This window comes from Bartonella sp. MU70NMGDW (assembly GCF_042194085.1).
Classification (GTDB): Bacteria; Pseudomonadota; Alphaproteobacteria; order Rhizobiales; family Rhizobiaceae; genus Bartonella; species Bartonella grahamii.
Map to the genome: position 1 here is coordinate 1 of NZ_JBHIMK010000007.1, position 22,513 is coordinate 22,513.

At 38.6% G+C, this 22,513-nt stretch carries 17 protein-coding genes and 3 pseudogenes; 15 read left to right on the forward strand and 5 right to left on the reverse strand.

Features of this window, described 5'->3' with window-relative positions:
• Positions 1-328 (forward strand): DUF2125 domain-containing protein (locus tag ACFIKE_RS01370; protein ID WP_375648224.1); only part of this gene is annotated, 328 nt, incomplete at its 5' end.
• A 1,039-nt stretch (positions 329-1,367) separates the two neighbouring features.
• On the opposite strand, the gene ACFIKE_RS01375 is transcribed toward ACFIKE_RS01370, so the two are convergent.
• Complete coding sequence (locus tag ACFIKE_RS01375; RefSeq protein WP_375626029.1) at positions 1,368-6,077, reverse strand: NAD-glutamate dehydrogenase; 4,710 nt, start codon at positions 6,075-6,077, stop codon at positions 1,368-1,370.
• 273 nt (positions 6,078-6,350) lie between these two features.
• Between ACFIKE_RS01375 and ACFIKE_RS01380 the strand changes: the two genes are divergently transcribed.
• The 4 genes and pseudogenes from ACFIKE_RS01380 (at position 6,351) to rpsP (ending at position 9,550) form a co-directional block, all read left to right on the forward strand.
• A complete protein-coding gene (locus ACFIKE_RS01380) occupies positions 6,351-7,007 on the forward strand; it encodes a carbonic anhydrase (protein WP_375626027.1) in 657 nt (218 codons plus the stop codon).
• Between the two features lie 230 nt (positions 7,008-7,237).
• Positions 7,238-8,806 (forward strand): signal recognition particle protein, encoded by a 1,569-nt coding sequence (gene ffh, locus ACFIKE_RS01385; RefSeq protein ID WP_375626291.1) that lies wholly within the window; start codon positions 7,238-7,240, stop codon positions 8,804-8,806.
• Positions 8,807-8,830: 24 nt separating this feature from the next.
• A pseudogene (locus ACFIKE_RS01390) lies at positions 8,831-9,159 on the forward strand (chorismate mutase).
• A 16-nt stretch (positions 9,160-9,175) separates the two neighbouring features.
• On the forward strand, positions 9,176-9,550 hold the full coding sequence (rpsP, locus tag ACFIKE_RS01395) for a 30S ribosomal protein S16 (RefSeq protein ID WP_273787601.1): 375 nt from the start codon (positions 9,176-9,178) through the stop codon (positions 9,548-9,550).
• Positions 9,551-9,685: 135 nt separating this feature from the next.
• On the opposite strand, the gene ACFIKE_RS01400 is transcribed toward rpsP, so the two are convergent.
• Complete coding sequence (locus tag ACFIKE_RS01400; protein ID WP_015857055.1) at positions 9,686-9,901, reverse strand: DUF1674 domain-containing protein; 216 nt, start codon at positions 9,899-9,901, stop codon at positions 9,686-9,688.
• 83 nt (positions 9,902-9,984) lie between these two features.
• Between ACFIKE_RS01400 and htpX the strand changes: the two genes are divergently transcribed.
• The 3 genes from htpX to ACFIKE_RS01415 all read left to right on the forward strand — a co-directional run bounded on the left by htpX (position 9,985) and on the right by ACFIKE_RS01415 (position 14,253).
• Positions 9,985-11,031 (forward strand): zinc metalloprotease HtpX, encoded by a 1,047-nt coding sequence (htpX, locus tag ACFIKE_RS01405; protein ID WP_375626328.1) that lies wholly within the window; start codon positions 9,985-9,987, stop codon positions 11,029-11,031.
• Positions 11,032-11,078: 47 nt separating this feature from the next.
• Entirely contained in the window at positions 11,079-12,443 is a 1,365-nt protein-coding gene (locus ACFIKE_RS01410) for an RsmB/NOP family class I SAM-dependent RNA methyltransferase (protein ID WP_375648225.1), read from the forward strand.
• 64 nt (positions 12,444-12,507) lie between these two features.
• Positions 12,508-14,253, forward strand: coding sequence for a heparinase II/III family protein (locus tag ACFIKE_RS01415; protein WP_375648226.1), 1,746 nt, complete (start codon positions 12,508-12,510; stop codon positions 14,251-14,253).
• 910 nt (positions 14,254-15,163) lie between these two features.
• Here the strand turns inward: ACFIKE_RS01415 and ACFIKE_RS01420 are convergent.
• From ACFIKE_RS01420 to ACFIKE_RS01430, 3 genes are all read right to left on the reverse strand, one after another.
• Entirely contained in the window at positions 15,164-15,316 is a 153-nt protein-coding gene (locus ACFIKE_RS01420; RefSeq protein WP_273787606.1) for a DUF1127 domain-containing protein, read from the reverse strand.
• 350 nt (positions 15,317-15,666) lie between these two features.
• Positions 15,667-17,286: a bifunctional phosphoribosylaminoimidazolecarboxamide formyltransferase/IMP cyclohydrolase gene (gene purH / locus ACFIKE_RS01425; protein WP_375648227.1), complete on the reverse strand. Its 1,620-nt coding sequence runs from the start codon at positions 17,284-17,286 to the stop codon at positions 15,667-15,669.
• Positions 17,287-17,976: 690 nt separating this feature from the next.
• Positions 17,977-18,759 carry an SURF1 family protein gene (locus ACFIKE_RS01430; protein WP_375648228.1) on the reverse strand — a complete coding sequence of 261 codons (783 nt, stop codon included), beginning with the start codon at positions 18,757-18,759 and terminating at the stop codon, positions 17,977-17,979.
• A gap of 298 nt (positions 18,760-19,057) precedes the next feature.
• Here ACFIKE_RS01430 and rpmB point away from each other — a divergent pair, with 298 nt between their 5' ends.
• The 7 genes and pseudogenes from rpmB to ACFIKE_RS01465 all read left to right on the forward strand — a co-directional run.
• Positions 19,058-19,375 (forward strand): 50S ribosomal protein L28, encoded by a 318-nt coding sequence (rpmB, locus tag ACFIKE_RS01435; RefSeq protein ID WP_273787609.1) that lies wholly within the window; start codon positions 19,058-19,060, stop codon positions 19,373-19,375.
• 119 nt (positions 19,376-19,494) lie between these two features.
• Positions 19,495-20,178: a VUT family protein gene (locus ACFIKE_RS01440; protein ID WP_375648229.1), complete on the forward strand. Its 684-nt coding sequence runs from the start codon at positions 19,495-19,497 to the stop codon at positions 20,176-20,178.
• A 348-nt stretch (positions 20,179-20,526) separates the two neighbouring features.
• Positions 20,527-20,694 carry a transposase gene (locus ACFIKE_RS01445; protein ID WP_375648239.1) on the forward strand — a complete coding sequence of 56 codons (168 nt, stop codon included), beginning with the start codon at positions 20,527-20,529 and terminating at the stop codon, positions 20,692-20,694.
• 41 nt (positions 20,695-20,735) lie between these two features.
• A complete protein-coding gene (locus tag ACFIKE_RS01450) occupies positions 20,736-20,915 on the forward strand; it encodes a hypothetical protein (RefSeq protein ID WP_375648230.1) in 180 nt (59 codons plus the stop codon).
• Between the two features lie 12 nt (positions 20,916-20,927).
• Positions 20,928-21,173, forward strand: a pseudogene (locus ACFIKE_RS01455) (DNA adenine methylase); the annotation flags it as partial.
• 35 nt (positions 21,174-21,208) lie between these two features.
• A complete protein-coding gene (locus tag ACFIKE_RS01460) occupies positions 21,209-21,466 on the forward strand; it encodes a DNA adenine methylase (protein ID WP_375648231.1) in 258 nt (85 codons plus the stop codon).
• Positions 21,467-21,841: 375 nt separating this feature from the next.
• Positions 21,842-22,495 (forward strand): annotated as a pseudogene (locus ACFIKE_RS01465) (HaeIII family restriction endonuclease); the annotation flags it as partial.
• Positions 22,496-22,513: the final 18 nt, after the last annotated feature.

A 22,513-nucleotide genomic window follows, 5' to 3' on the forward strand; every position in this document is an offset into this window, starting at 1 on the left:
ACAGCGACTGTATGGAAAAAGTGGGCTTTTAAAGCAAGGTGAATTGACTTTTCATACAGGTGGTGGGTTACGTATTAGTGGACCTTTTTCTTTTGATGAAGAAGGATATTTGACAGCAGAATTCGAACTTGTCCATATTCAGCCCATGAAGCTTCTTAACACTTTGCAGCGCTTATTTCCCGCGCAGGACAATAATCTTCAAGCGTTATTTTTTATTTTGGGTGCACTGCCTAAAAATGCCGATGGCGCTCCCGTTCTCCCCTTGCTCATTAATAATGGGTGGGTAAAATTAGGTTTTTTAAAACTTGGTCGTCTCGCTCCACTTTAGGTTTTGTACCCAAGCCTTTTTTCATTTTTACCACCAAATTTCGATTTTTTCTGATTTTTACACTTTTTTTGCAATTTTAGAGTGTCAAAATCTATTTTAACAAAATGCGTATTTAATGGTAAAAAAATAGCTGTAAAAATAAAAAATTACCACTTACTCCTAACTAATCCCACCTCTTTTCACTTAGTACAAAATCTTATGTCAAACTACATATAGCAACAGTGTTTGTGTGGAAAAAGTGGCATTTTAAAGTATGCTGAATTGCCTTTTTATACAGGTAGTGTGGTGCCGTGTTAGGAACCTTTTTTCTTTATGTATGGAATTTTGAGCATATTGCAGATGTCTGTTTAGAGTGACCTTTGAAATAGGTAAAACAGCTTAGTTGGATGAGAATATGAAGTTGTAAAGAGGAGAATGGACGTCCGTTTTTACTGTCGTTTTTTATTTGATTTCACGTATTTCAAAAGCAGTTACAGCCATATCTTTTAAATAATGGATTAAGCATATCCTTTTGTTTCTGATGTTTTTTAATGCAGCCATATGTCTTCCACGTAAAACAGAATATATTTGTATTGCATATTTACGCATTTGTTAAAAAAATATTTCTCAGTGCTTTCTATTTCACGATGTTGCCTATGAATGGTATAATGATAAAGCCATTAAGCACCACCATCTTTTCGTTTATGGAGTAAGAAGCTAGAAGGGGGCATTTAGTTCTTTCTTTAATGTTTTTTATCTATACGCTTTTCTCATTTGCAATATGCAAGGGGCAATGCGTTTAATTGATTGAATATAAACAGACTTGAAATAAGAAAAACTTAGAATATCAGCTTCTCCTTCAACATAAAAATAATAAAACTATGATTGTAAATCAATATATTATATTTTTATGTTGAAGGATATTTGACAGTAAAATTTGAATTTATTTTTTATTTTAAGTGCTTTGTCTCAAAATGCGGGATAGCGCTTCCGTTCTTCCCTTACTAATTAGTCATGTATGGATAGAACGGGAGATTGAATGGGTTGTTTTGTATCTGCTTTAGGTTTTAAAGCCAGTATTTTGAAGTTGAGAAATCAATCCTGCTGCAAAAGTAAAACGAGAAATATTGAGATCATTTTCAATAAGGGCACTAATGCGGTTTGTAATGTTGTGAATATGATTTTCTTCTGTTTTTTTCCAAGTGTCAAAAGGATCTTTTTTCTTTCCATAATTTTTGAGGATTTTCATAACGATTTGCCGTAAGCTTTCAGAAACATTTTCTTTGGCTTGGCTTAAAGCCATACTATCATAATAATCTACTACAGGAATTATACGACTTGCTTCGTTAATGCGGTTTATACGAATGATTTGTGCAAGTGAAAAATAGATCTCTGCGGTTTTAATAAGATCACTGTTGCTTTTTTTTGCAATTAAAGAAATATCACAGATTGTTGAAGCAGCTTCTAAGAGAGCTAATTGCTTCGCTAATGCTTTTGGTGCTCCCTCTTCGCTGTAGTGTAATGCTTTTTCCTCAATCTTTTGCTTAATATCGTTGTCGTGAGAATGCATAAGCTCTTTTTCAATAATGCTACGGGCTTGCTTTATTGTTTTTACGATTTCTTCTAATGGACGTGAGAGATCTATGTTGTGTAAACCCCAACTGGTTGTTTCAAAGAGCATTGGGGTCATTGCTGCGTAGAATTTGTTTTGGACAAGACCGGGTATTTTATTATCAAGCTTATCAATTTGCTCAGACAATTGAGGAATTTCAAAACCATCGCGAATGGCAATGAAAACGCGAATAATATTTTCAGCTTTTTGTTCTGTTGCATCGTGTAGTCTATTAACAAAAGTGGGGCCTCCACGATTTACAATATCGTTGGCAATCAGCGTTGCTATAATATTACGACGCAATTGATGGTTAATGACTTCCTTCTTAAAATTTTCTTGAATTTGTGTTGGAAAATAGTTCAGCAAGGTTGTATTGAAATAGTGATCATCAACAATGGGGCTATTAGCAATTTCTTCTTTTAAGGTTAATTTAGCATATGCAAAAATAACAGCGAGTTCTGGACGGAGAAGACCTTTGCCTTGGGTTGTTCTTTGTCGTAAAATTTGCTCATCAGGGAGTATTTCAACTCTACGATCTAGAAGCTTTTTTTGTTCCAAATCGTGCATAAAGCGTATTTGATAGGGCAAATCAGTAGTGCTTTGATTTTCCGCCAAAGAAAGAGCAAGGGGTTGTAGATAATTGTTGCGCAAAACGAGTTGCTCGACTTGAGGTGTCATTTTTTTCAAGAGCTTATTGCGATCTTCGCGGGTTAACGTTTTGGCACGTAGTGCTGATGCAAGAACAATTTTGAGATTGACCTCAATATCAGAACAATTCACACCAGCAGAATTGTCAATGGCATCCGTATTGCATCGACCACCATTTAAGACATATTCAATCCGTCCGCGTTGTGTAACACCAAGATTAGCCCCTTCGCCAATAATTTTTGCACGCACTTGCTCTCCGGTAATGCGTATCGCATCATTCGCACGATCACCTACTTGGGCATCATTTTCTGTTGCTGCGCGGATATAAGTACCAATGCCGCCGAACCATAAAAGATCAACAGGGGCTTTGAGAAGAGCAGATATAATTTCAAAGGGTGTTCCTGTTTGTTTTTCGAAACCAATGGCTTGTGCTGCTTCAGGTGAGAGAGTAATGGTTTTTTCTTTTCGTGAGAAGATACCACCGCCCTTTGATAATTTGCTTTGATCGTAATCTTGCCAGCTGGAGCGAGGAAGTTTAAAAAGGCGCATACGCTCTGCATAGCTTTCGTCTATGCTTGGATCTGGATCAATAAAGATATCGCGGTGATCAAAAGCGGCAATCAATTTTGTTTGTTTGGAAAGTAGCATCCCATTACCAAAGACATCGCCAGACATGTCTCCAACACCGACACAGGTGAAGGGCGTTGTTTGAATATCCTGATCAAATGTTTCTCTAAAATGTCTTTTGACAGCTTCCCATGCACCTTTGGCTGTAATACCAATGGCTTTGTGGTCGTAACCTGCTGAGCCTCCAGAGGCAAAAGCATCATCGAGCCAAAAGTGATTTGCTTGGCTGATGGCGTTGGCGGTATCAGAAAAAGTTGCTGTTCCTTTGTCTGCTGCGACAACAAAATAGGGGTCAGGGTCATCATGACAGATGACATTGGGGGGAGAACTTATTTTGCCGTTAATTAGATTGTCTGTGATTGAGAGCAAAGCTGTGATAAAGTCTGTATAAGCTTGTTGTGCTGCTTCTATAATGAGAGCACGGTCATTTGTTTGGGGAAGCCGATGGGGATAAAAACCCCCTTTTGCACCTGCAGGAACGATAACTGCATTTTTAACTTGTTGGGCTTTGACTAAGCTGAGGACTTCGGTACGATAATCTAATGCGCGGTCAGACCAACGAATGCCACCACGAGCGATAGGTCCAAAACGCAAATGTACCCCTTCAACTTCCGGTCCATAAACAAAAATTTCTCGGTAAGGGCGTGGTTCAGGCAAATCCTCAATTTGGCGCGGATTTAATTTGGTGGCTAAAATACGCCGTGGACTTCCATCGTCAAGAGGCGTAAAGGCATTCGTTCGTAAACTCGCATCGATAAGGTTGCAATAACGGCGTAAGATGAGATCATCATCTAAACCAGACACTTTCCGTAATTTTTCTCCAATACGCTTTTGAATAACCTGTTGGCTTTTTTCCCGTTCTTTTTCTGTATGGCTTTGGTGAAACTTTAAATGAAATAAAGCATAAAGATCTTGGGTAATGTCAGGATAAGCATTTAAAGTTTGGGCAACGCGATCTTGCGAATAAGGAATACCAGCTTGCTGGAGATAGCGCCCATAATGGCGCAAAATAACAATTTCATGCCAATCAAGTTCAGCTGTTTGGGTGAGTGCATTAAAAGCGTCATTATCAGCATTTTGTGCCCAAATTGCCTCAAAGGTTTCGGCGTGTTTTTGACCGTTTTTTTCAAAATCGATATAGAGCTGGAAAGTACTTTCCAGCTGCATATCATGAAGATACACAGAGTGCCCATAGCCATCTGGTAATTCAAGGGTTTGTTCGGCAATAACGCGAAACCCCATGTTTTCAAGGAGTGGTACGCGTTTGGAAAGGGCAAGAGCTTCATGGCGGTGAAAAAGCCGAAGAGAAATAGTACGTTTTTCTTTATTTTGTGTGTGATAAAAGTTCACGAAAAGGGGCTTCTCATCATGAAGATTTAAAATATGTCCTGCATCGTTAATAGCGTCTTCAGCTGAAAATAAATCACGATAGCTGTTGGGAAATTCGCTGGCTAGACGTGTTTGTTGCTCTGTTGTTTTCTGAGTAAGAGCGATGGCTTGAACGCTGTCTTCCCAACTTCGTGCAATCGAACGTACATGTTGTTCAAGTGTGGAGCGCTCGTGAAGGGGAACAGTCTCGTTTCCTTTGCGATGGATGATATAATAGACACGTATAAGGGTGCTTTCCAAAAATAGCGGATAAGATTCAAAAAAGTCGCCTTTATAGAGCTCAACAAAATGTTCGCCAACTTTTTCACGCAGGCTGCTGCTATATTGGTCACGCGGTACGTAGACAAGGATAGAAACAAAGCGCCCAAAAGAATCAGTGTGGGCAAGAACCCGTAAACGTGGGCGCTCATCTAATTGTAGAATAAGTTTAGTGTTTTCTGTCAATGTATCAACATCAGAGCGAAACATTTCATCTCTTGGATAGGTTTCTAAAGCACTGACGAGTGCTTTTCCTGAATAATCGGCGTGATTGTGTCCAAGACGTTGAATAATAGTTTGGGCTTTTTCTTTTAAGAAAGGAATTTGCAAAATAGAACGTGTATAAGCTGAGGAGGTAAAAAGCCCTACAATGCGTAATTCTCCACAGAGTTGTTTTTCTTTATCAAATATTTTAAGACCAATATAATCGAGCCAGACAGAACGGTGAATTTTGGAGCGACTGTTAGCTTTTGTCACGATAAACAGATTATCGCTTTCCATGAAGGATAAAACTTCTTGAGGAGGTTCTTTCATACTTTCATCGTCAACAATATGAATAGAAGCATCCGTGAGTATACCAAGTTCAATATTACTCGCTGTAAAGGATTTTAGGGGTTTTTGGTCTTTGATGAAGTTGTAAGTGCGCATACCAAGGAAAATGAAATTATCGTCCATTAGCCAGTGAAGAAATTCAATAGCCTTTTCACCTTCTTGTTTGTAGTGCGGGGGAAGGCTTATTTGGTAGGCATGAATATGCTTTTTAACTTCTTCAAGCATAGGTTTCCAGTCTTGTACAGCAGCATTAACCTGTTCAAGAACTAAGATGAGTTCATTTTCAAGTTTTTGTATTTGCTGTTTGTTTAATGACTCGATGTGAATTTGCATCAGACTGATGCGTTTTCCAGAAGTACAATCAAGAATAGGGTGCGCAATTAAATAGATATGGTTTTTGTGTTGATTGAAAACATTTAAAATAGAATCGAGAAGGAAGGGTTTGTTATCATTGACAAGCGTGATAGCGGTTATAGGCTTGTTATTACGGGTCAAATTTTGGTCAAAGTAGATAGTATTTTTTCCCGTCTGATGGAGATTAAAAGCTTTTACTGCGATGGCTGCGGCTTTTTGAAGTTCTTTATTTTCGTAATAAACAATATCTTCTTCATCTGTTTGAGCAAAAAGGATTTCTTCTATTTTATCTTGGGTGTTTTTTGTTTCTGTTTTTTTTTGTTGCAACACATTCACTCTCCCTTTTTGCTCTTAGGGGTCTTCTCTTCTCTTTTTAAAAGCAGACCATTATATTTTTGTATACTGTAACACCTTCTTCTTGAAGAAAATAGCTCTTTATTTGGAAAGAATGAGTTTGTTTTTGCTGTTTTTTAGTAATATTTTGTACTTTAAAGAAATATTTTGCTTCAAGGAAAGGGCACTTTTAGTATTTTTGTATGTTAATAGTTTGTTTTTTAAAATATACAAAATGAAAGTAAAAAAAGAAGCAAAAGTAAAGAGAGAATGGCGCGTTTACCAGAAAGACTTTTAAGTGGTTACCAAAACTTTATAAACAATCATTTTTTATATAAAATAGCAGATTATCAGCAATTGGCGATTGAGGGGCAGAAACCTGAAGTTTTGGTCATTGCTTGTTGTGATTCGCGTGCAGTACCAGAAATGATTTTTGATGCTAAGCCAGGGGAAATTTTCACTTTGCGCAACGTGGCGAATGTGGTTCCTCCTTTTTCTCCTGATGACCAATATCACGCAACATCAGCAGCTCTTGAATATGCTGTGCAATTGCTTAAGGTGAGACATATTGTCGTTTTTGGTCATGCCCATTGTGGAGGCATTCGTACTGCTCTTAATGAGACATATAAATCTTTATCATCAAATGATTTTATTGGTCAATGGATAAGTCTCTTAGCACCAGCAGCAGAAATCGTTTTGAATAATAAGTCGCTGTCGTGGCCAGAAAAACAGACGGCATTAGAGCAGCTTTCTATTCGCCATTCGTTGAGAAATTTAGAGACGTTTCCGTGGATAAAGCTTCGCAAAGATCAAGGTTTTTTGACATTGCATGGGGTTTGGTTTGATATCTCTAGCGGAAAATTATGGAGTATAGAACAGGAAACAGGTTGTTTTATGCGTGTTGAAGTTGAAAGTTTTGAAGTATAGTATTTGCTGTTTTTATTTCTTCGTATAAAAAGACATTTTATGATAAAACTTGACAAAGCTGGGGTTTTATTGTTTGAAGGAGCAAGCTTTCAGTGACAAAATTAACTTGGAGCCACCGACTGAGACCCCAGTTTAAGGGTATAAAGAGATCTCAGAGGTCAACATCCGACGGCGCGATGCGTTCTCGGATGTTATTTTGGTTTGTTTGTTATGCAACAATGAGGTAAATGATGTTTGAATCCTTGCAAGAGCGACTTGGTTCTATTCTGTCTCATTTGACGGGACGTGGCGCTTTATCGGATCAGGATGTTGTAGAGGCGCTGCGTGAAATTCGTCGCGCTTTATTGGAAGCTGATGTTGCTCTTGATGTTGTACGCTCTTTTACCGATAGGGTTCGGGAAAAAGCTGTTGGGGCCGAAATCGTTAAATCAATTAAACCAGGCCAAATGGTGGTTAAAATTGTTCATGATGAATTGGTTCATATTCTTGGAAATGAAAGCGTTCTGAGTGATTTAAATGCACCAGCTCCAGTTGTTATCATGATGACTGGTTTGCAAGGTTCCGGAAAAACAACCACAACAGCAAAGCTTGCAAAACGTTTTACTGATAAGCATAATAAAAAAGTTCTCATGGCGTCATTAGATACACGCCGTCCCGCTGCACAGGAGCAATTGCGCCAATTGGGAGAACAGGCAAAACTTGCAAGCTTGCCTATTATTGCGGGTCAGCTGCCTGTTGATATTGCATCACGTGCCGTGCAGGCTGCTAAATTAGGTGGTTATGACGTGCTTCTTCTTGACACAGCAGGACGTAATCATATTGATGAAGCTTTGATGCTTGAATTGGCTGAAATTAAAGCATGTGCCCTTCCTCATGAGATTATGTTGGTGGCTGATAGTTTGACGGGGCAAGATGCCGTTCATCTTGCTCGTTCTTTTGATGAGCGTGTAGGGATTACAGGGATTATTTTAACACGGATGGATAGTGATGGGCGTGGTGGTGCTGCTCTTTCTATGCGTGCTGTTACAGGTAAACCAATTAAAGCAATTGGAACTGGTGAAAAAATAGATGCCTTAGAAGAATTTCATCCCAGTCGTATTGCTGATCGTATTCTCGGAATGGGGGATATTGTTTCTTTGGTTGAAAAAGCTGCTGAAACAATGGATCATGAGAAAGCTGCTGCTTTTGCAAAAAAAATGCAAGCCGGAAAATTTGATCTGAATGATCTTGCAGAACAGTTGCAGAAAATGAAAAAACTGGGTGGAATGGGCGGTATTATGGGCATGTTGCCAGGAATGGGGAAGGTCAAAGAGCAGATTGCGGCTGCGGGGTTTGATGATCGTTTGTTTGATCGTCAATTGGCCATTATTTCATCTATGACACTGCAAGAGCGGGCGAATCCAGAGCTTTTAAAACATAGCCGCAAACAGAGAATTGCTAAGGGATCTGGTACAACGGCAGCTGATATTAATAAACTTTTAAAGATGTATCGCCAAATGGCTGATATGATGAAAGCCATGGGTGGTAAAGGAAAAAGTGGTTTGATGGGAAAAATGTTGGGAGGACTTGGTTCCAAAATGGGTTTTGGTGGTATGGGAAATTTGGGGGGGGATTCTCCAGCGATGCCTGATTTGTCAGGATTGGATCCAAAGCAATTCTCAACGCTTCAAAAGCAAATTGAAAATGGTAATGGAGAGAAGTTCTTGCCCGGACTTCCCAAGCGTGGACCTATATTTCCTGGTCTTTCCAATGGCATTGCCGATAGGGGAAAATTTCCTCAGCATCCTAAGAAAAAATAAGATGTGAAGAGGGAAAGGAATATGATGCAGGAAACAGTATTAAAAGAATTAGCACATTTACGAGCATCTATTGATAATTTTGATGCAACTTTGATTCATATCTTAGCAGAGCGTTTTCGTTGTACGAAAGCTGTTGGGCGCTTAAAAGCGCGTTATGATTTGCCTAAAGTAGATCCTCTGCGTGAGCAATATCAGGTAGAGCGTTTGCGGCAATTGGCTATAGATAGTCATCTTGATCCTGATTTTGCTGAAAGATTTTTAAAATTTATTATTAAAGAAGTTGTGAGTCATCATGAAGTTATTGCTGAAGAGCAAAAAACAAAAAAGTCAATTTAAACGAAAGCCAGAGCTGACAATAGGAGATAAAATATGGCATTGAAAATTCGTTTGTCCCGTGGAGGTTCAAAAAAACGTCCTTATTATCATATCGTCGTTGCAGATGTTCGTAGTCCGCGCGATGGGCGGTTTCTTGAGCGTGTTGGTGCATGGGATCCAATGTTGCCTAAAGATGGACCGAGGGTAAAACTTAATGAAGAACGTATCCAATATTGGCTTGGGCAAGGGGCTCAACCAACAGATCGCGTTTTACGGTTTTTAGATGCAGCTGGCTTGAAAAAGCGTCCAACTCGTAATAATCCACATAAAGGTGAACCGGGTAAAAAAGCACAAGAACGTATAGCAGCAGCAAAGCAAGCGGCAGAAGAAGCAGCGGCAGCGGCTGAAGCAGAATCTGCTTCAGCATAAGAAGCATGGTTGTTTATCAACGTGTCTTTAAAAGCTTTAGAAAAATAAATATTATCCGTTTTTGTTTATCAAAAACGGATTTTCTTTAAAAAGTGGCTTGTTTAAACAGCGCTGGTTTTTTAAAAATCAATGGTTTTAAAAGTCAATAGCGCGGCCTTTAATTTCCCAGTCTCCATAGCGGGAAGGGTCTTTTCCGCCGCGTCCGCCGTTTTCTAAAGGTTGTTCTTTTTTTGCTGCGCTTTTTCGCCTTTCTTCAGCTTCTTTAAGGGCGCGTTGTGCTGCGGGAGAAAGAGATTGCTGTTTAACGACAGTTGCGTTTTTTTTGCTTGTATTCTCATCTTTTTTATTCATTTTACACCTATTCCATTGAAGAAGCAGAAAGAAAACACCATCATATAATATTGATTGACTTTTATCATGGAGTTTTTTGAGTAATGAATATAATGCGTACAGCCATGCTTTTGGCTTTTTTAACTGCTCTTTTTATGGGAGTTGGTTATCTTGTTGGAGGGGGCGGTGGCATGGTCATTGCTCTTTTGATGGCAAGTGGTTTAAACTTTTTTTCTTATTGGAATTCGGATAAAATCGTTTTACGCATGTACGGGGCGCGTGAAGTTGATCAGCATTCAGCACCAGTTTATTATAAGATTGTAAGCGATTTAGCACAAAGGGCTTCTCTTCCTCAACCAAAGGTTTATGTTATTGAGAATGCACAGCCAAATGCTTTTGCGACGGGACGTAATCCGCAAAATGCTGCTGTTGCTGCAAGTACTGGGTTGTTAGAGCGGTTGAGTTCAGAGGAAATTGCCGGCGTTATGGCGCATGAGCTTGCACACATTGAGCATCGTGATACCTTAACAATGACTCTAACCGCGACGATTGCAGGGGCAATTTCAATGCTTGGTAATTTTGCTTTCTTTATGGGAGGACCGCGGAACTCTTCAGAAGATTCTCATGGCGCTGGGGCAATTGGAGGATTTATTGCATTGCTCGTGGCACCTTTTGCAGCGATGCTGGTGCAAATGGCGATTAGCCGTACGCGGGAATATGCTGCGGATCGGAGAGGGGCTGAAATATGTGGTAATCCTTTATGGTTGGCTTCGGCATTGCGTAAGATTGCTGATGGGGGACGTGGGGTATATAATGAAGAAGCAGAGCATAATCCAGCAACCGCGCATCTGTTTATTATTAATCCTTTGAGCGGTGAGGGAGCGGACAGTCTTTTTTCGACACATCCAGCAACTGCAAATCGTATTGCTGCTCTTTATCAGCAAGCAGAAGAGATGAAAGGGGCTCTTGCCAAAAGTGTGGGATGGAATAAAGAAGACGCTATACATGAAAAAAGCAGCGGGATGAGCTATGCGGATTTTCATAGTGGTCAGGCTCATACATTAGGTGAGCAAGAAAACAGTCCTTTTCAGCGTGTTACAAAGCGTCCTTCTTGGCTTCGTTATGAAAATTCAAAAAGATCTCGTTCATAGAGTTATTGAGGGATTTTTTAAGGAAATAGTGATATAAAGGTGGTGTTTTGAAACACAAAAAAGCGGGGCATGTGTCTGAAAAAAATGTTCCAGGGTTAGCTGTTCGACAGGTGTGTGTGCGTCTTTTGGGGGCGGTAGTTGATAAGTACACGCCTCTGTCTGGTTTGACGGATAATGAACACGGACATCCACAATATTTAAAGCTTTCACAGCGAGATCGTTTGTTATGTCGGGCTATTTTAACAGCTTCATTGCGTCATCGAGGGCAGATTATGGCGGCTCTCTCACGCTTTTTGGCGCGTCCTTTGCCTTCACAAGCACTTTCACTTCAGCATCTTTTGCATATCAGTGTTGCACAAATTCTTTATCTTGATATTCCCGATCATGCGGCTATTGATTTAGCTGTGCGTGTGGCGAAACTTGATCCTCGAATGCGCCGTTTTTCAGGGGTGGTGAATGCTCTTTTGCGCAATGTTGTACGTGAGGCAGAGCCTTTACGTCAACAAGTTCCTACCATTGAAGGTGTGCCAGCGTGGTTTGGACAGCTTTTAATATCAGCTTATGGAACAGAAAAGGCGCATCAGATTATAGCAATTCAAAGTGTGGAACCCCCTTTCGATTTGACAGTGAAATCTGACAGTGTTGGATGGGCTAAAAGGCTTGGCGGTGTGGTGTTGCCCAATGGTTCTGTTCGATTAAATCGTCTAGAGAGTTCTGTTTCTGATTTACCAGGCTATAGTGAAGGAACTTGGTGGGTTCAAGATTTCGCTGCAGCGTTGCCTGCTTGTTTACTAGGAACACTTCGGGGTAAACGAGTTGCTGACCTTTGTGCGAGTCCTGGGGGAAAAACAGCACAATTGGCTTTACAAGGGGCAGAGGTGACAGCAATTGAGCTTTCTGCTAACCGCGTAAAGCGTTTAAAAGAAAATATGGAACGGCTTCGTTTTTCAGTTCACATTTGGCAGGGTGATGTGAGAAATTTCCATCCCACACAGCTTTTTGATGCGGTTCTTCTCGATGCTCCTTGTTCTTCTACTGGAACGATCCGTCGTCATCCAGATATTTTATGGACGAAATCGAGGGGAGATATCATCAAGTTAGCGGCGTTGCAAAATGATTTACTTGTCGCAGCAATTTCCTTGGTAAAGGTGGGGGGACGGATTATTTTTTCCAATTGTTCATTGGCAAGAGAAGAAGGTGAAGATCTTATTGAAAAAATTTTATCGACACGCAATGACATTGTTTTAGAACCTATTTATCCAGGGGAAATGGGAGCACTGGCACATTTGCTTTGTGGGGGGATGTTACGTACAACGCCTGCGGATTTTTGTCATAAAAATTTTGATGCTGAGAAAACCGCATTTTTAGGAATGGATGGTTTTTTTGCTGCGCGCTTACGAAAAATTGCTTAATTAACGCTTCATTTACAAAAATGGTCGAAATTGTATTTGATTCAGCATAAATGGAGATGAAATTTTGGCGGTTGCGGTAAAAGCTCCTCAGGTAAAAGTGGCAGCCTGTATCGATACGATACAGAATATTATGCGGCGTTTATGGGTTGGACCATTGTTTCGTTGGCGGTTTTCAGGGTTTCGTCCTCATAAAATTTTAGCGCATCCCATGGATTTGCATGTAGCAGACCCTATGATGGCGCATGAATTTTATCATGGTCGTTTTGCTTTTGCTGGTCACATTGTTCATTCTGGTGCTGTTTCGCCGTTTTCATTGGTTCCACCAACGCTAGAATGGGAAGAGGCTCTACATGATTTTCATTGGTTGCGCCATATGGAGGCAGCAGGAAGTGATTTAGCTTCTGCACATGCACGCTCTCTTTTAGAAGATTGGTTTGACCATGCTGGAAAGAAGGTAAAAGGGCTTGCTTGGAGTGGTCCTGTTGTGGCGCGGCGCTTGATTTCATGGATTTGTCATTCGAAAATGTTGTTAGAAGGGGCAAGTGAACGGTTTGAAAAACGCTTTTTACGTGCGCTTGGTTTGCAATTTCGTTATTTGCGCGTAACAATTTGCAGTATGGAGCATGATGACCGACGTTTACAAGCAGCAGCGGCTTTGACGTTCGCATCTCTTGCTTTGCCTGTTTCTGTGGCAGTGAAAAAAAAGGTACAAACCACACTTATAAAAGAGCTTTCCCGTCAAATCCTAGTTGATGGTGGGCATATTTCTCGTAGTCCTGTTATTTTGCTGAATTTGTTATCGGATTTATTGTCGTTACGGCATCTTTTTATGCGTAGCAATGAAACAGCACCACGTATTTTGATTGATTCTGTTGAGCGTATGTTGCCAGCTTTACGATTCTTTATCCATGAGGATCAAACGTTGGCTCATTTTAATGGGGTTGGTCCCCTTGTGTCGGAACGGTTATCGTCCCTTTTGAAGCTTGATGAAACAGGAGGGCATCCTTTTAGTTATGCCCGTTATTCAGGATTTCAGCGCTTAAAAGCCAATCAAACAACAGTGCTTGCAGATACAGGAAAGTTTCCACCCCGCTTTGTAGCACAGCAGGCTTGTTCGGGGTGTTTGTCTTTTGAAATGTCTTCACAAGGGCACCGTTTTATTATCAATACTGGTGTTAATCCTGATGGTCGGGAAGATTATCGACATTTAGGGCGTGTTACTGCAGCACATTCAACAGCTACGCTTAATGATTGTTCAGTGGGTGCTTTTTATCATAAAAAGAAAAATGGCGCGCCATTTTTGTTTGATGGACCCAGGGAAGTTCAAGTGCGCCGTATAGAGGATTCAGAGAAGACGGGTTTTATTGCGAGTCATAATGGTTATGTGCGACCTTTTAATCTTATTCATGAGCGTGGTGTTATTTTGGCGACAAATGGAGATATGATCGAAGGTTTTGATCGCTTTTTTATGCCAAATAAAGGGGGAAAGAGACACAAGAGTGTGCAAAATGAACAAAATCATGTTGCTGTTCGGTTTCATCTTCATCCACAAGTTGAAGTTAACTATGATGGCAAACGTGTCTGTTTAGCCGTAAAGAACGAGAACGTGAAGAGCGAACAAGTATGGTATTTTATATCGCCTGATGCAGATATTTTTCTTGAAGATTCGATTGATTTTGCAGAATTAACAGGTCCACAACGGACACAACAGATTGTTTTATATTTTCGTCCTGCATTTCAGGAAAAAGTTCGTTGGCGTTTTATCCGTAAAGCGTTTGATAAAAAATCAGAACATTGTTCCAACCCATAGTATATTGCGTTTTATCTTCGTGGCGCAAAACATCATCGTTTATTGTGGTAATATTCTCAAAATTTGAAGATCATATAAATTTTATACATGAAGCATTTTGTTAGAGTATAGGTTGGATGTTTTTAGGCAAGGTTTGCTCATAGAATCTCATGAGGTGATGCTAAGAGGGATTGGCTCCCGAAAAAAGAGTTTTTAACAGACCATTGTTGACAGATGAGTACTGGTTAAGGATCTTCATTCTTTAAAGCTGTGGAGAGAAAATAAAGCTGTTGCTTATCTTCGATAAGTTCTTAAGTGTGCTGTTGGGATCAATATTTCTCTCTGAGAGAGTTGCATTAATAGGGTTACGTTCCTCACAAAAAACAGAGCGCTATTTATTGCATATTCACGGACTTATATTAAAGAAAAATCCCTTAATACTTCCAAGCCTATTTCGCGACGATGTCTGTGATGGGTATAACGGTAAATCCATGAAGCACCTCATCTTTACGCAAGGAGCAATTCGGCACTATCACACTATTTATAGTGCCCAATATTTGTAACAAGCTCTTAGCATTAGAGATGGTTCATAAGAGGCATTTTTAGAATTTTCTTAATAGTTTTTATCCACACAGGACCCCCTGCTTGTAACGTGCAAGCGAATGGTTTTGGTTGATTCAACACACATAGATTTTGAATGGGAGAATCTTCGGTATTCGGGGTTCTAATTCAATATGAATAACGCTAAATTATTAATCAAATATTATACATCACAGAAGCACTGAAAATTCAAGAAACAATACATAGCAGCGCCCGAAAAAGACAGCCCCTCCGCTCTTTGTTATTATACTAAAAATGAAGTCATAATAACAAACCACAAAATGAGTGTTTTTTCATAGCAAAGCACTCTCTCAAATGCTTCAAATAACTTTTATAAAGATTTACGCGAATAACGCCGTGCAATCGAATCAATATCACCGCGACAAATTCCAAGATCGCTGAGTTCATATGTTGAAAGACAACTTAATGCATTAACGGTTCGACGATAACGGCGCCAATTACTATAAAAACGTAGAATATTCATATCCTCTACTCAAACTTTTCATTTCACTCTTTGGTTTAAGAATAGAGCATATTACTAAAAAGAGTTGTGTTATAATATCATAACAGGTATGCATCTACATACAAAATAATACCCTTTTAACATTTTGCTCATGTGAAAGGGAAACCATTAAAAATATTAACAACGACAATATCCTATCCCTAAATAATGATTAAATTATGTGCATTTTCTGTGGTGATAAACTTCTTCACGAGTAGATTCTTTGGATTGAATAACTGCTTCCATTTCAACAGTTATCAATAGTCATACGATGATTATGAACAGTTCCTTGAAACATTTGTCTCATATAATAGAGAGAATCAGCAAAATTATTAATGGCGGAAGTGTCGTGTTCCTGTGAAAACCATCGCTAAACCCTGCGCATCAGCAGCCGTGATAACTTCTTCATCACGCATGGAGCCTCCTGGTTGAATAACTGCTGTTGCTCCTGCTTCAGCTGCTGCTAATAAACCATCTGCAAAAGGAAAAAATGCATCTGATGCAACAACCGATCCTTTTGTGAGAGTTTCTGTTAAGCCTGCTCTTTGGGCACTTTCTGCTGCTTTACTTGCAGCAATTTTTGCTGAATCGATGCGGCTCATTTGTCCGGCTCCAATTCCAACTGTTGCGCTATTTTTCGCGTATACAATAGCATTTGATTTAACGTGTTTTGCTACACGAAAAGCAAATTGAAGATCACGCATTTCATCTTGAGTTGGTGCCCGCTTTGTCACTACTTGCAATTTAAGATCATCAACCACTACGTTATCACGCGATTGCACTAAAATCCCTCCTGCAAGTGTTTTCGCAAGAAGTCCTGCACAGCGTGGATCAGGAACTCCACCTGTAATGAGCAAACGAAGATTTTTTTTCTTGGCAATAATTTCACGTGCCGCCATTGTGGCATCAGGAGCAATAATCACTTCTGTGAAAATTTTAACAATCTCTTCAGCACATTCCTCATCAAGGGGTTGATTTAAAGCAACAATTCCACCAAATGCCGATACATTATCACACATAAGAGCTTTCAAATAAGCTTCTTTCAAATTTTCTCCTTCCGCAACACCACAAGGATTGGCATGTTTAATAAGAGCGACAGCAGCGGTTTTTTGCGGATCAAATTCTGCCACAAGTTCAAAGGCTGCGTCTGTATCATTCAGATTGTTATAAGAAAGCGCTTTGCCTTGTAAAAGTTTTGCTGTTGCAATACCAAAACGTTTTTCATTATTGCGATAAAATGCTGCCTGTTGATGTGGATTTTCTCCATAGCGCATAACACTTTCAAGATGACCAGAAAAACTCTGCCACGATGGAGTTTCAATTTTTAAATCCCGTGCAAACCACGATGCTATTGCCGTATCATAAGCAGCCGTGTGTGCATAAGCGCGCATTGCTAGCTGATGACGCATAGATAAGCTTAAACATCCATTATGCTGCTTTAATTCAGCTAGAATCGAATCATAATCTTTTATCGCTGTTACAACACCGGTATAAGCATAATTTTTTGCCGCGGCGCGAATCATCGCCGGTCCACCGATATCAATATTTTCAAGAATCGTTTGTCCATCGGCTCCCGATAGGATCGTCTCTTCAAAAGGATAAAGATTCACCACCAAAAGATCAATTCCATGAATGCTGTTCTTTTCCATAGCTTCCCTATGGCTAGGATCTTCTCTTACCCCTAACAAAGCACCATGAATCAAAGGATGGAGTGTTTTTACACGCCCATCCATTATTTCAGGAAATCCAGTAACTTCAGCAACATCTTTTACCGGTAAACCAGCCGCTATGAGGGTTTTGGCTGTTCCTCCTGTTGAGATTAATTCAACATTGTAAGTCGCATGGAGGGCTTGTGCAAAAGCAACCACACCCGTTTTATCAGACACAGAAAAGAGAACACGACGAACCCGATGAAGATCAGGTATGGGAAAATTTTTGGCAACAACACCCATAACAGAAGCCTTAAAAATTAAAGAGTTAAAATTCTAGTAAAACACGCTTATACATTTATAGCATAAGCCTTTAGCAAAATACACTGAAAGGATAAACTGTCTTTTTAGAATATAGGATGACTCATCTTTTTTATTATCCTGTAAAAACACTCTCATTTGAGGTGTGGTGGTGGGTGTAAAGTCTCATTGAGACATTAAATGTTTTTTTGTTGCTTATAACTCAACATCTCATCTTCATAGCAGTTTTGAAACAAAAAATGCATCCGTATATTCTCTGCTATATTAGCTTTTATACTAGATGAAGGCGAAAGTATTGCGTATATCAGTTGGAGTAATCTCTGAAATGGGAAACAATCTAATGAAGCAAGAATATAAAATTATAAAAGCAAAAATGAGTGCCTATCTTTCCTATCATTTTTAAATTTGGCTTTATGTTTTTCAAAAGCGTTTATGACAATGTTTTTTTAGAATGAATTTTTTTAAGAGTGGAGATAATGCGTTGTTTCACATTTTTGGGCATTACATTTTTAATGAATCATCCCTCGTTTTATGATGGTTTTTTAAAGAGTGTCGCGTAAATCTTTTGTGGATGGTATAAAGATCCATTGTATGCCTATGATCTTTATTTAACAAAGGCGCAAGTTAGTAGATTCTATTCTCTTTATCACTTGAGATAGAAGAGATCTTTTTTTAGTTTTTTTGCCGTAGCAGAAAAAGAAAAGCTCCTAACACACCAGCAGCTAAAATAAACCACGTGATTGCATAAACGAGATGATTATTTCGAAAATGGATAATCGTAAGACCAACGACGGGAAGGTTTGCTTGTGGAGATGTTTTTCTGGCATCAATGAAATAAGGGGCAACAGTGGACAAACCAAGTTTTTGTGCCATAGCGGGGAGATCGCGCGTATACCATAAATTTTTGTCCGGATTATTTTTACGCGGGAAAAAACCATTTTTTTCACTCATGCGTAATAAACCTATAATCGTTGTTTGTTCTGTGTCCGTGGTAGAATTTTGCTGAGATGAGGCATTTGTATGCGATTGCTCTGGGTTTTGAAAATTGTTACGTTCATCCATGGGGATAAAGCCACGGTTGATAAAGATCAGTGCATTATCAGTAGTCTGTAAAGGAGTCAAAACCCAATAGCCTGTAGTATTTTGAGCGGCTGCAGTGACTAAAATATTTTTGTCTGTTAAAAATTTTCCTGTGATAACAACAGGTTGATATTCATTTTTTTCAAAAGTAATATCTGACCATTGATTTTTTAGGGGGGCTTTTATGGGGGGCAAATGAACGCGCTGATTGGCACTGGTGATAAGATTTGTTTTCCAGTTTAACCGTTGTACTTGCCATATACCTAATGCGCTAAAGAGAAGAAAAAAACAAATACATAAAGTCCCAAACAAAAAAGAAGAAAAACAGCAAGAATTTCCCTGAAGCTTTGTCATGGGGGGCACTTTTTTGCTCATGATTTATGCTTCCTTTCGGGACAATAGGCTTTTATTCTAACATGGTATGTATTTAAAAAAAACATTTTGTACGCTTTTTGGCAGAATTTGCACGCCTTAATTGAGAAAAAAGATGAAGAATGAGCCCGTAAGAGATGAAAAAGGTTTTATAAAAGACTTGACCTTTTGTTGTCGACCCCCTATTAGAAAGAAACTTCCCAATGATGCCCGTTCAAGGTTGCATTGTGCGTGTTTTGCGTTCATTGTGTCTTTTGGGTATGGGAATTTGAAAGTTTCTTAGAGTTTAAGGGTGAAGTTTATGTCTCGTGCATGTGAATTGACAGGGAAGACGGTTCTGTATGGTAATAATGTTAGCCATGCAAATAATAAGACTCGGCGTCGTTTTTTACCAAATCTTTGCAATGTGACATTGATTTCAGAAGTGTTACAGCAAAGTTACCGCTTGCGCATTTCAGCAAGTGCGTTGCGTTCTGTTGAGCATCGTGGTGGACTTGATGGTTTTTTGGTCAAAGCAGACGATAAAGAGTTGTCGCAACGTGCGCGTTTGCTAAAACGCCAAATCATTAAGAAAAAAGCTGAGCAAGAAGGTGAGCAAAAGGCTGAACAAGCAGCGTAATTGCTATCGTCATTCTTTTTTGTTTATTGACGCTTTTATTCCGGTTTTCTGTTCTAGACGTTAAGTTTTTTGCAGGTTGATCGTTTTATTTTATTGGTCCCGTATCCTAGGTTTAAAAAATGCCCTCAAGCAGTCTTTTACGAGAACAGCAAAAGAAAAGGTATATTGTTTTTTCTATTTTAGCAATGTGCCTTGCTGTCACTGCTTCTAATATTTTTGTTCAATATCCTGTTTATTGGTTTGATTTAAATGAGCTGTTGACTTATGGGGCTTTTACCTATCCATTTGCTTTTCTGATCAATGATTTGACCAATCGTTTTTATGGTCCATCTGCTGCGCGGCGTGTGGTTTATGCTGGTTTTTTTGCGGGGGTCTTTGTTTCTTGGATATTGGCGACGCCACGGCTTGCCCTTGCTTCTAGTTTTGCATTTTTATTTGGACAACTCCTTGATATTGTTGTTTTTACTCCTTTACGACGTAAAACATGGTGGAAAGCACCTTTAGCAGCAGCGTTGGTTGGTTCGGCTTTGGATACAGTGCTGTTTTTTGCTCTTGCTTTTTCTAGCTCTTTTGCTGTTCTTGATAAGATAACAGGGTACGCTGATAGTTCACTGGTGGAGAGTACTGTTTTGGGAGGGATAGGCATGCCAGTTTGGCTCTCGCTTGCTTTTGGTGATTTTTCGGTAAAAATTATTATGAGCCTGTTTATGTTGATTCCCTATGGAACAATTCTTAATATTGTAAAGCTTCCTCTTTATCAAAGTCATTCAAAGAATGATTCTTCTTTTGTTTGTAACAAATAATGATCTTTGTCTTTTTGTTTTGCTAAAGAAGAGAAGGTTGTGCGTTATGCTTCTGCGAACAGAATTTGAGTGGATTCAAAAAAGGGATTTTGATTCTTTTCTCAAGTTGTATTTATCCATACATCATTTATGCTTATGATGTGTAAGGAAGTGCTTTTGACTGATTCAGTATGAGATAAGAGCATCTTATCAGTATTAAAAACAGATAATCAAGCTCTTATAAAGGATCAAAAATGTCTTGTTAAGAATTGTGATTTCTTACTTATGATTATTTGAGTTATAAGAAACTTGGTTCTTATAAAGGAAAAAACATTTCGATAGACATTTGGGTAGTATATAAATAGAAAAATAAATACCAATGGTATCAAGTCCTTTTTGACAGTTTTAAAATTGGGTTATACTGGTATTTATCATTATTTTAGTAACAAATGTTTGTGCAGATATGTTAATGAATTTACAATTTGTTATAATGCGATCTCTGTAGAATTTGGCAAACGCTTCGAGTATTTATTTTAGACAATTGTAGGTTAGAAAATGCGATACTTGGAGCTGATAGTATGAATAAAATGATAAATCAAACAGATCATACAGAGGCTTTATTTGATAATTTTGTATTAACTTCCTTGAAAAAACAGAGAGAGACTAGGGAGTTGCCTATTGTAAAATCACCTCTTCGTTATCCGGGAGGGAAAAGTCGTGCTGTTCCTATAATTATTAATAACTATATAAGGAAATAAAAAACTTTATGTTCTCCTTTTGTAGGAGGGGGGACAATTGAATTAACCTTAGCAAAAAGAGGAACAAAGGTTTATGCTTATGATGCTTTTAAGCCGCTTGTTATTTTTTGGCAGATGCTTTTGAAAGCTGCTTCAGCTCTTGCAGAAAAAGTAAGAGAATATGAAGATATGACTCCCGTAATGTTTTATAATCTCCAAAAAACTTTTGGGAATATTAAAAATCAATTAGAGATTACTGCTGTTTTTTCTTACTCTTAATTGCTCTTTTTTCCGGAAAAATACTTTCTGGCGGTATGTCTCCAGGACATCCTCGATACAATTATCGTTCTATTGAATGGCTTAAAGATTTTAAGATTGAAAATTTCACAATGGAACACAGAGATTTTACAGAAAGTATTCCTAAACACTCTAACGATTTTCTTTATTGTGATCCTCCGTACCTTATTAATCAAAAACTTTATGGTCAAAAAGGCGATAAACATCATCCTTTTGATCATCAATCTCTTGCTGAGCTTTTAAGAAAGCGTCACAGATGGGGTTTTATCTTATAATGATTGTCTGGAAATTAGAGAACTTTATAAAGGACATACAATACTTAAATCCTGAATGGACTTACGGTATGGGAAACAATAAAAAATCAAATGAACTCGTAATTTTGAGTAAGGATCTTTAGGAAATTGCATGAAACAGGTAAGAAAATGGAAAAGCCTTTGAATATGCTTTGGCTATGGGTTTTAAAAAAGCAACAAAGGCTTCTATAGAGTTTAACTCGTCTTTTCAAATAGCGGTGTCTTTTTATAATTTATTTAATAATACTGAAAAAAAGGCTTTTAAATCTTGCTTCTATTGAAGCAGCCGTTTTTTTACAGTTACATGATAAAAATATTAGAAACACGAAAACTTTTGTTCTTTAGGAAGATTTTGTTGGGATCAAAGGAGATGTCCGTGATATTATTTTAAAAGTTCCTGAAAATCCTATTGGTATTTCTGCAAAACATAATCATAGCGCTATCAAACATCCTCGCCTTTCTGGTAAAATAGATTTTGGTAAAGAATGGACGGGTTATTCTTGTAGCAGCGTTTATTTCAATGAAGTTAGGCCTATTTTTGATTATTTAGCAGAGCTTAGAGATAAGAAGATGTTCTTTAGAGATATAGAGGATAAAGACAGCAGAGTTTATCTTCCAATCCTAGAAGCTTTTTCTAAAGAACTTCAAAGGCTTTGTTTAGATTATCAAGATAAATTTGTGAAGCTATTGTTTCAGTATGTTATAGGTTCTTATGATTTTTATAAGATTATGATAGATACAAGATCTAAACAAAAACGGGTTATTATTCAGTCTTTTAATTTGAATGGCACTCTGGGATATGGTCGTAAATGGAAAATTCCAAGCAAAATTTTATCAGTTGCACTAAAACCAGAAAGTAAAAACAAACTTATTATAATTTTTGAAGATGGTTGGAGCATTTCTTTTAGAATTCATAATGCATCCAGTAAAGTAGAAGCTTCTTTAAAGTTCGATATTCAGTTTGTGGGATTATCTTCTCAGGTTGTTAGTCATCAAATTCCGATGGTTTAATGCCGATGGTTTAATGAT

What these genes read in the sequence shown, in the direction of transcription:
- ACFIKE_RS01440 (WP_375648229.1), top strand. Translation starts at nt 19,495, where the DNA reads ATGCCCTCAAGCAGTCTTTTACGAGAACAGCAAAAGAAAAGGTATATT.
- htpX (WP_375626328.1), top strand. Translation starts at nt 9,985, where the DNA reads ATGAATATAATGCGTACAGCCATGCTTTTGGCTTTTTTAACTGCTCTT.
- ffh (WP_375626291.1), top strand. Translation starts at nt 7,238, where the DNA reads ATGTTTGAATCCTTGCAAGAGCGACTTGGTTCTATTCTGTCTCATTTG.
- rpsP (WP_273787601.1), top strand. Translation starts at nt 9,176, where the DNA reads ATGGCATTGAAAATTCGTTTGTCCCGTGGAGGTTCAAAAAAACGTCCT.
- ACFIKE_RS01450 (WP_375648230.1), top strand. Translation starts at nt 20,736, where the DNA reads ATGAATAAAATGATAAATCAAACAGATCATACAGAGGCTTTATTTGAT.
- ACFIKE_RS01460 (WP_375648231.1), top strand. Translation starts at nt 21,209, where the DNA reads ATGTCTCCAGGACATCCTCGATACAATTATCGTTCTATTGAATGGCTT.
- rpmB (WP_273787609.1), top strand. Translation starts at nt 19,058, where the DNA reads ATGTCTCGTGCATGTGAATTGACAGGGAAGACGGTTCTGTATGGTAAT.
- ACFIKE_RS01400 (WP_015857055.1), bottom strand. Translation starts at nt 9,901, where the DNA reads ATGAATAAAAAAGATGAGAATACAAGCAAAAAAAACGCAACTGTCGTT.
- ACFIKE_RS01430 (WP_375648228.1), bottom strand. Translation starts at nt 18,759, where the DNA reads ATGAGCAAAAAAGTGCCCCCCATGACAAAGCTTCAGGGAAATTCTTGC.
- ACFIKE_RS01420 (WP_273787606.1), bottom strand. Translation starts at nt 15,316, where the DNA reads ATGAATATTCTACGTTTTTATAGTAATTGGCGCCGTTATCGTCGAACC.
- purH (WP_375648227.1), bottom strand. Translation starts at nt 17,286, where the DNA reads ATGGGTGTTGTTGCCAAAAATTTTCCCATACCTGATCTTCATCGGGTT.
- ACFIKE_RS01380 (WP_375626027.1), top strand. Translation starts at nt 6,351, where the DNA reads ATGGCGCGTTTACCAGAAAGACTTTTAAGTGGTTACCAAAACTTTATA.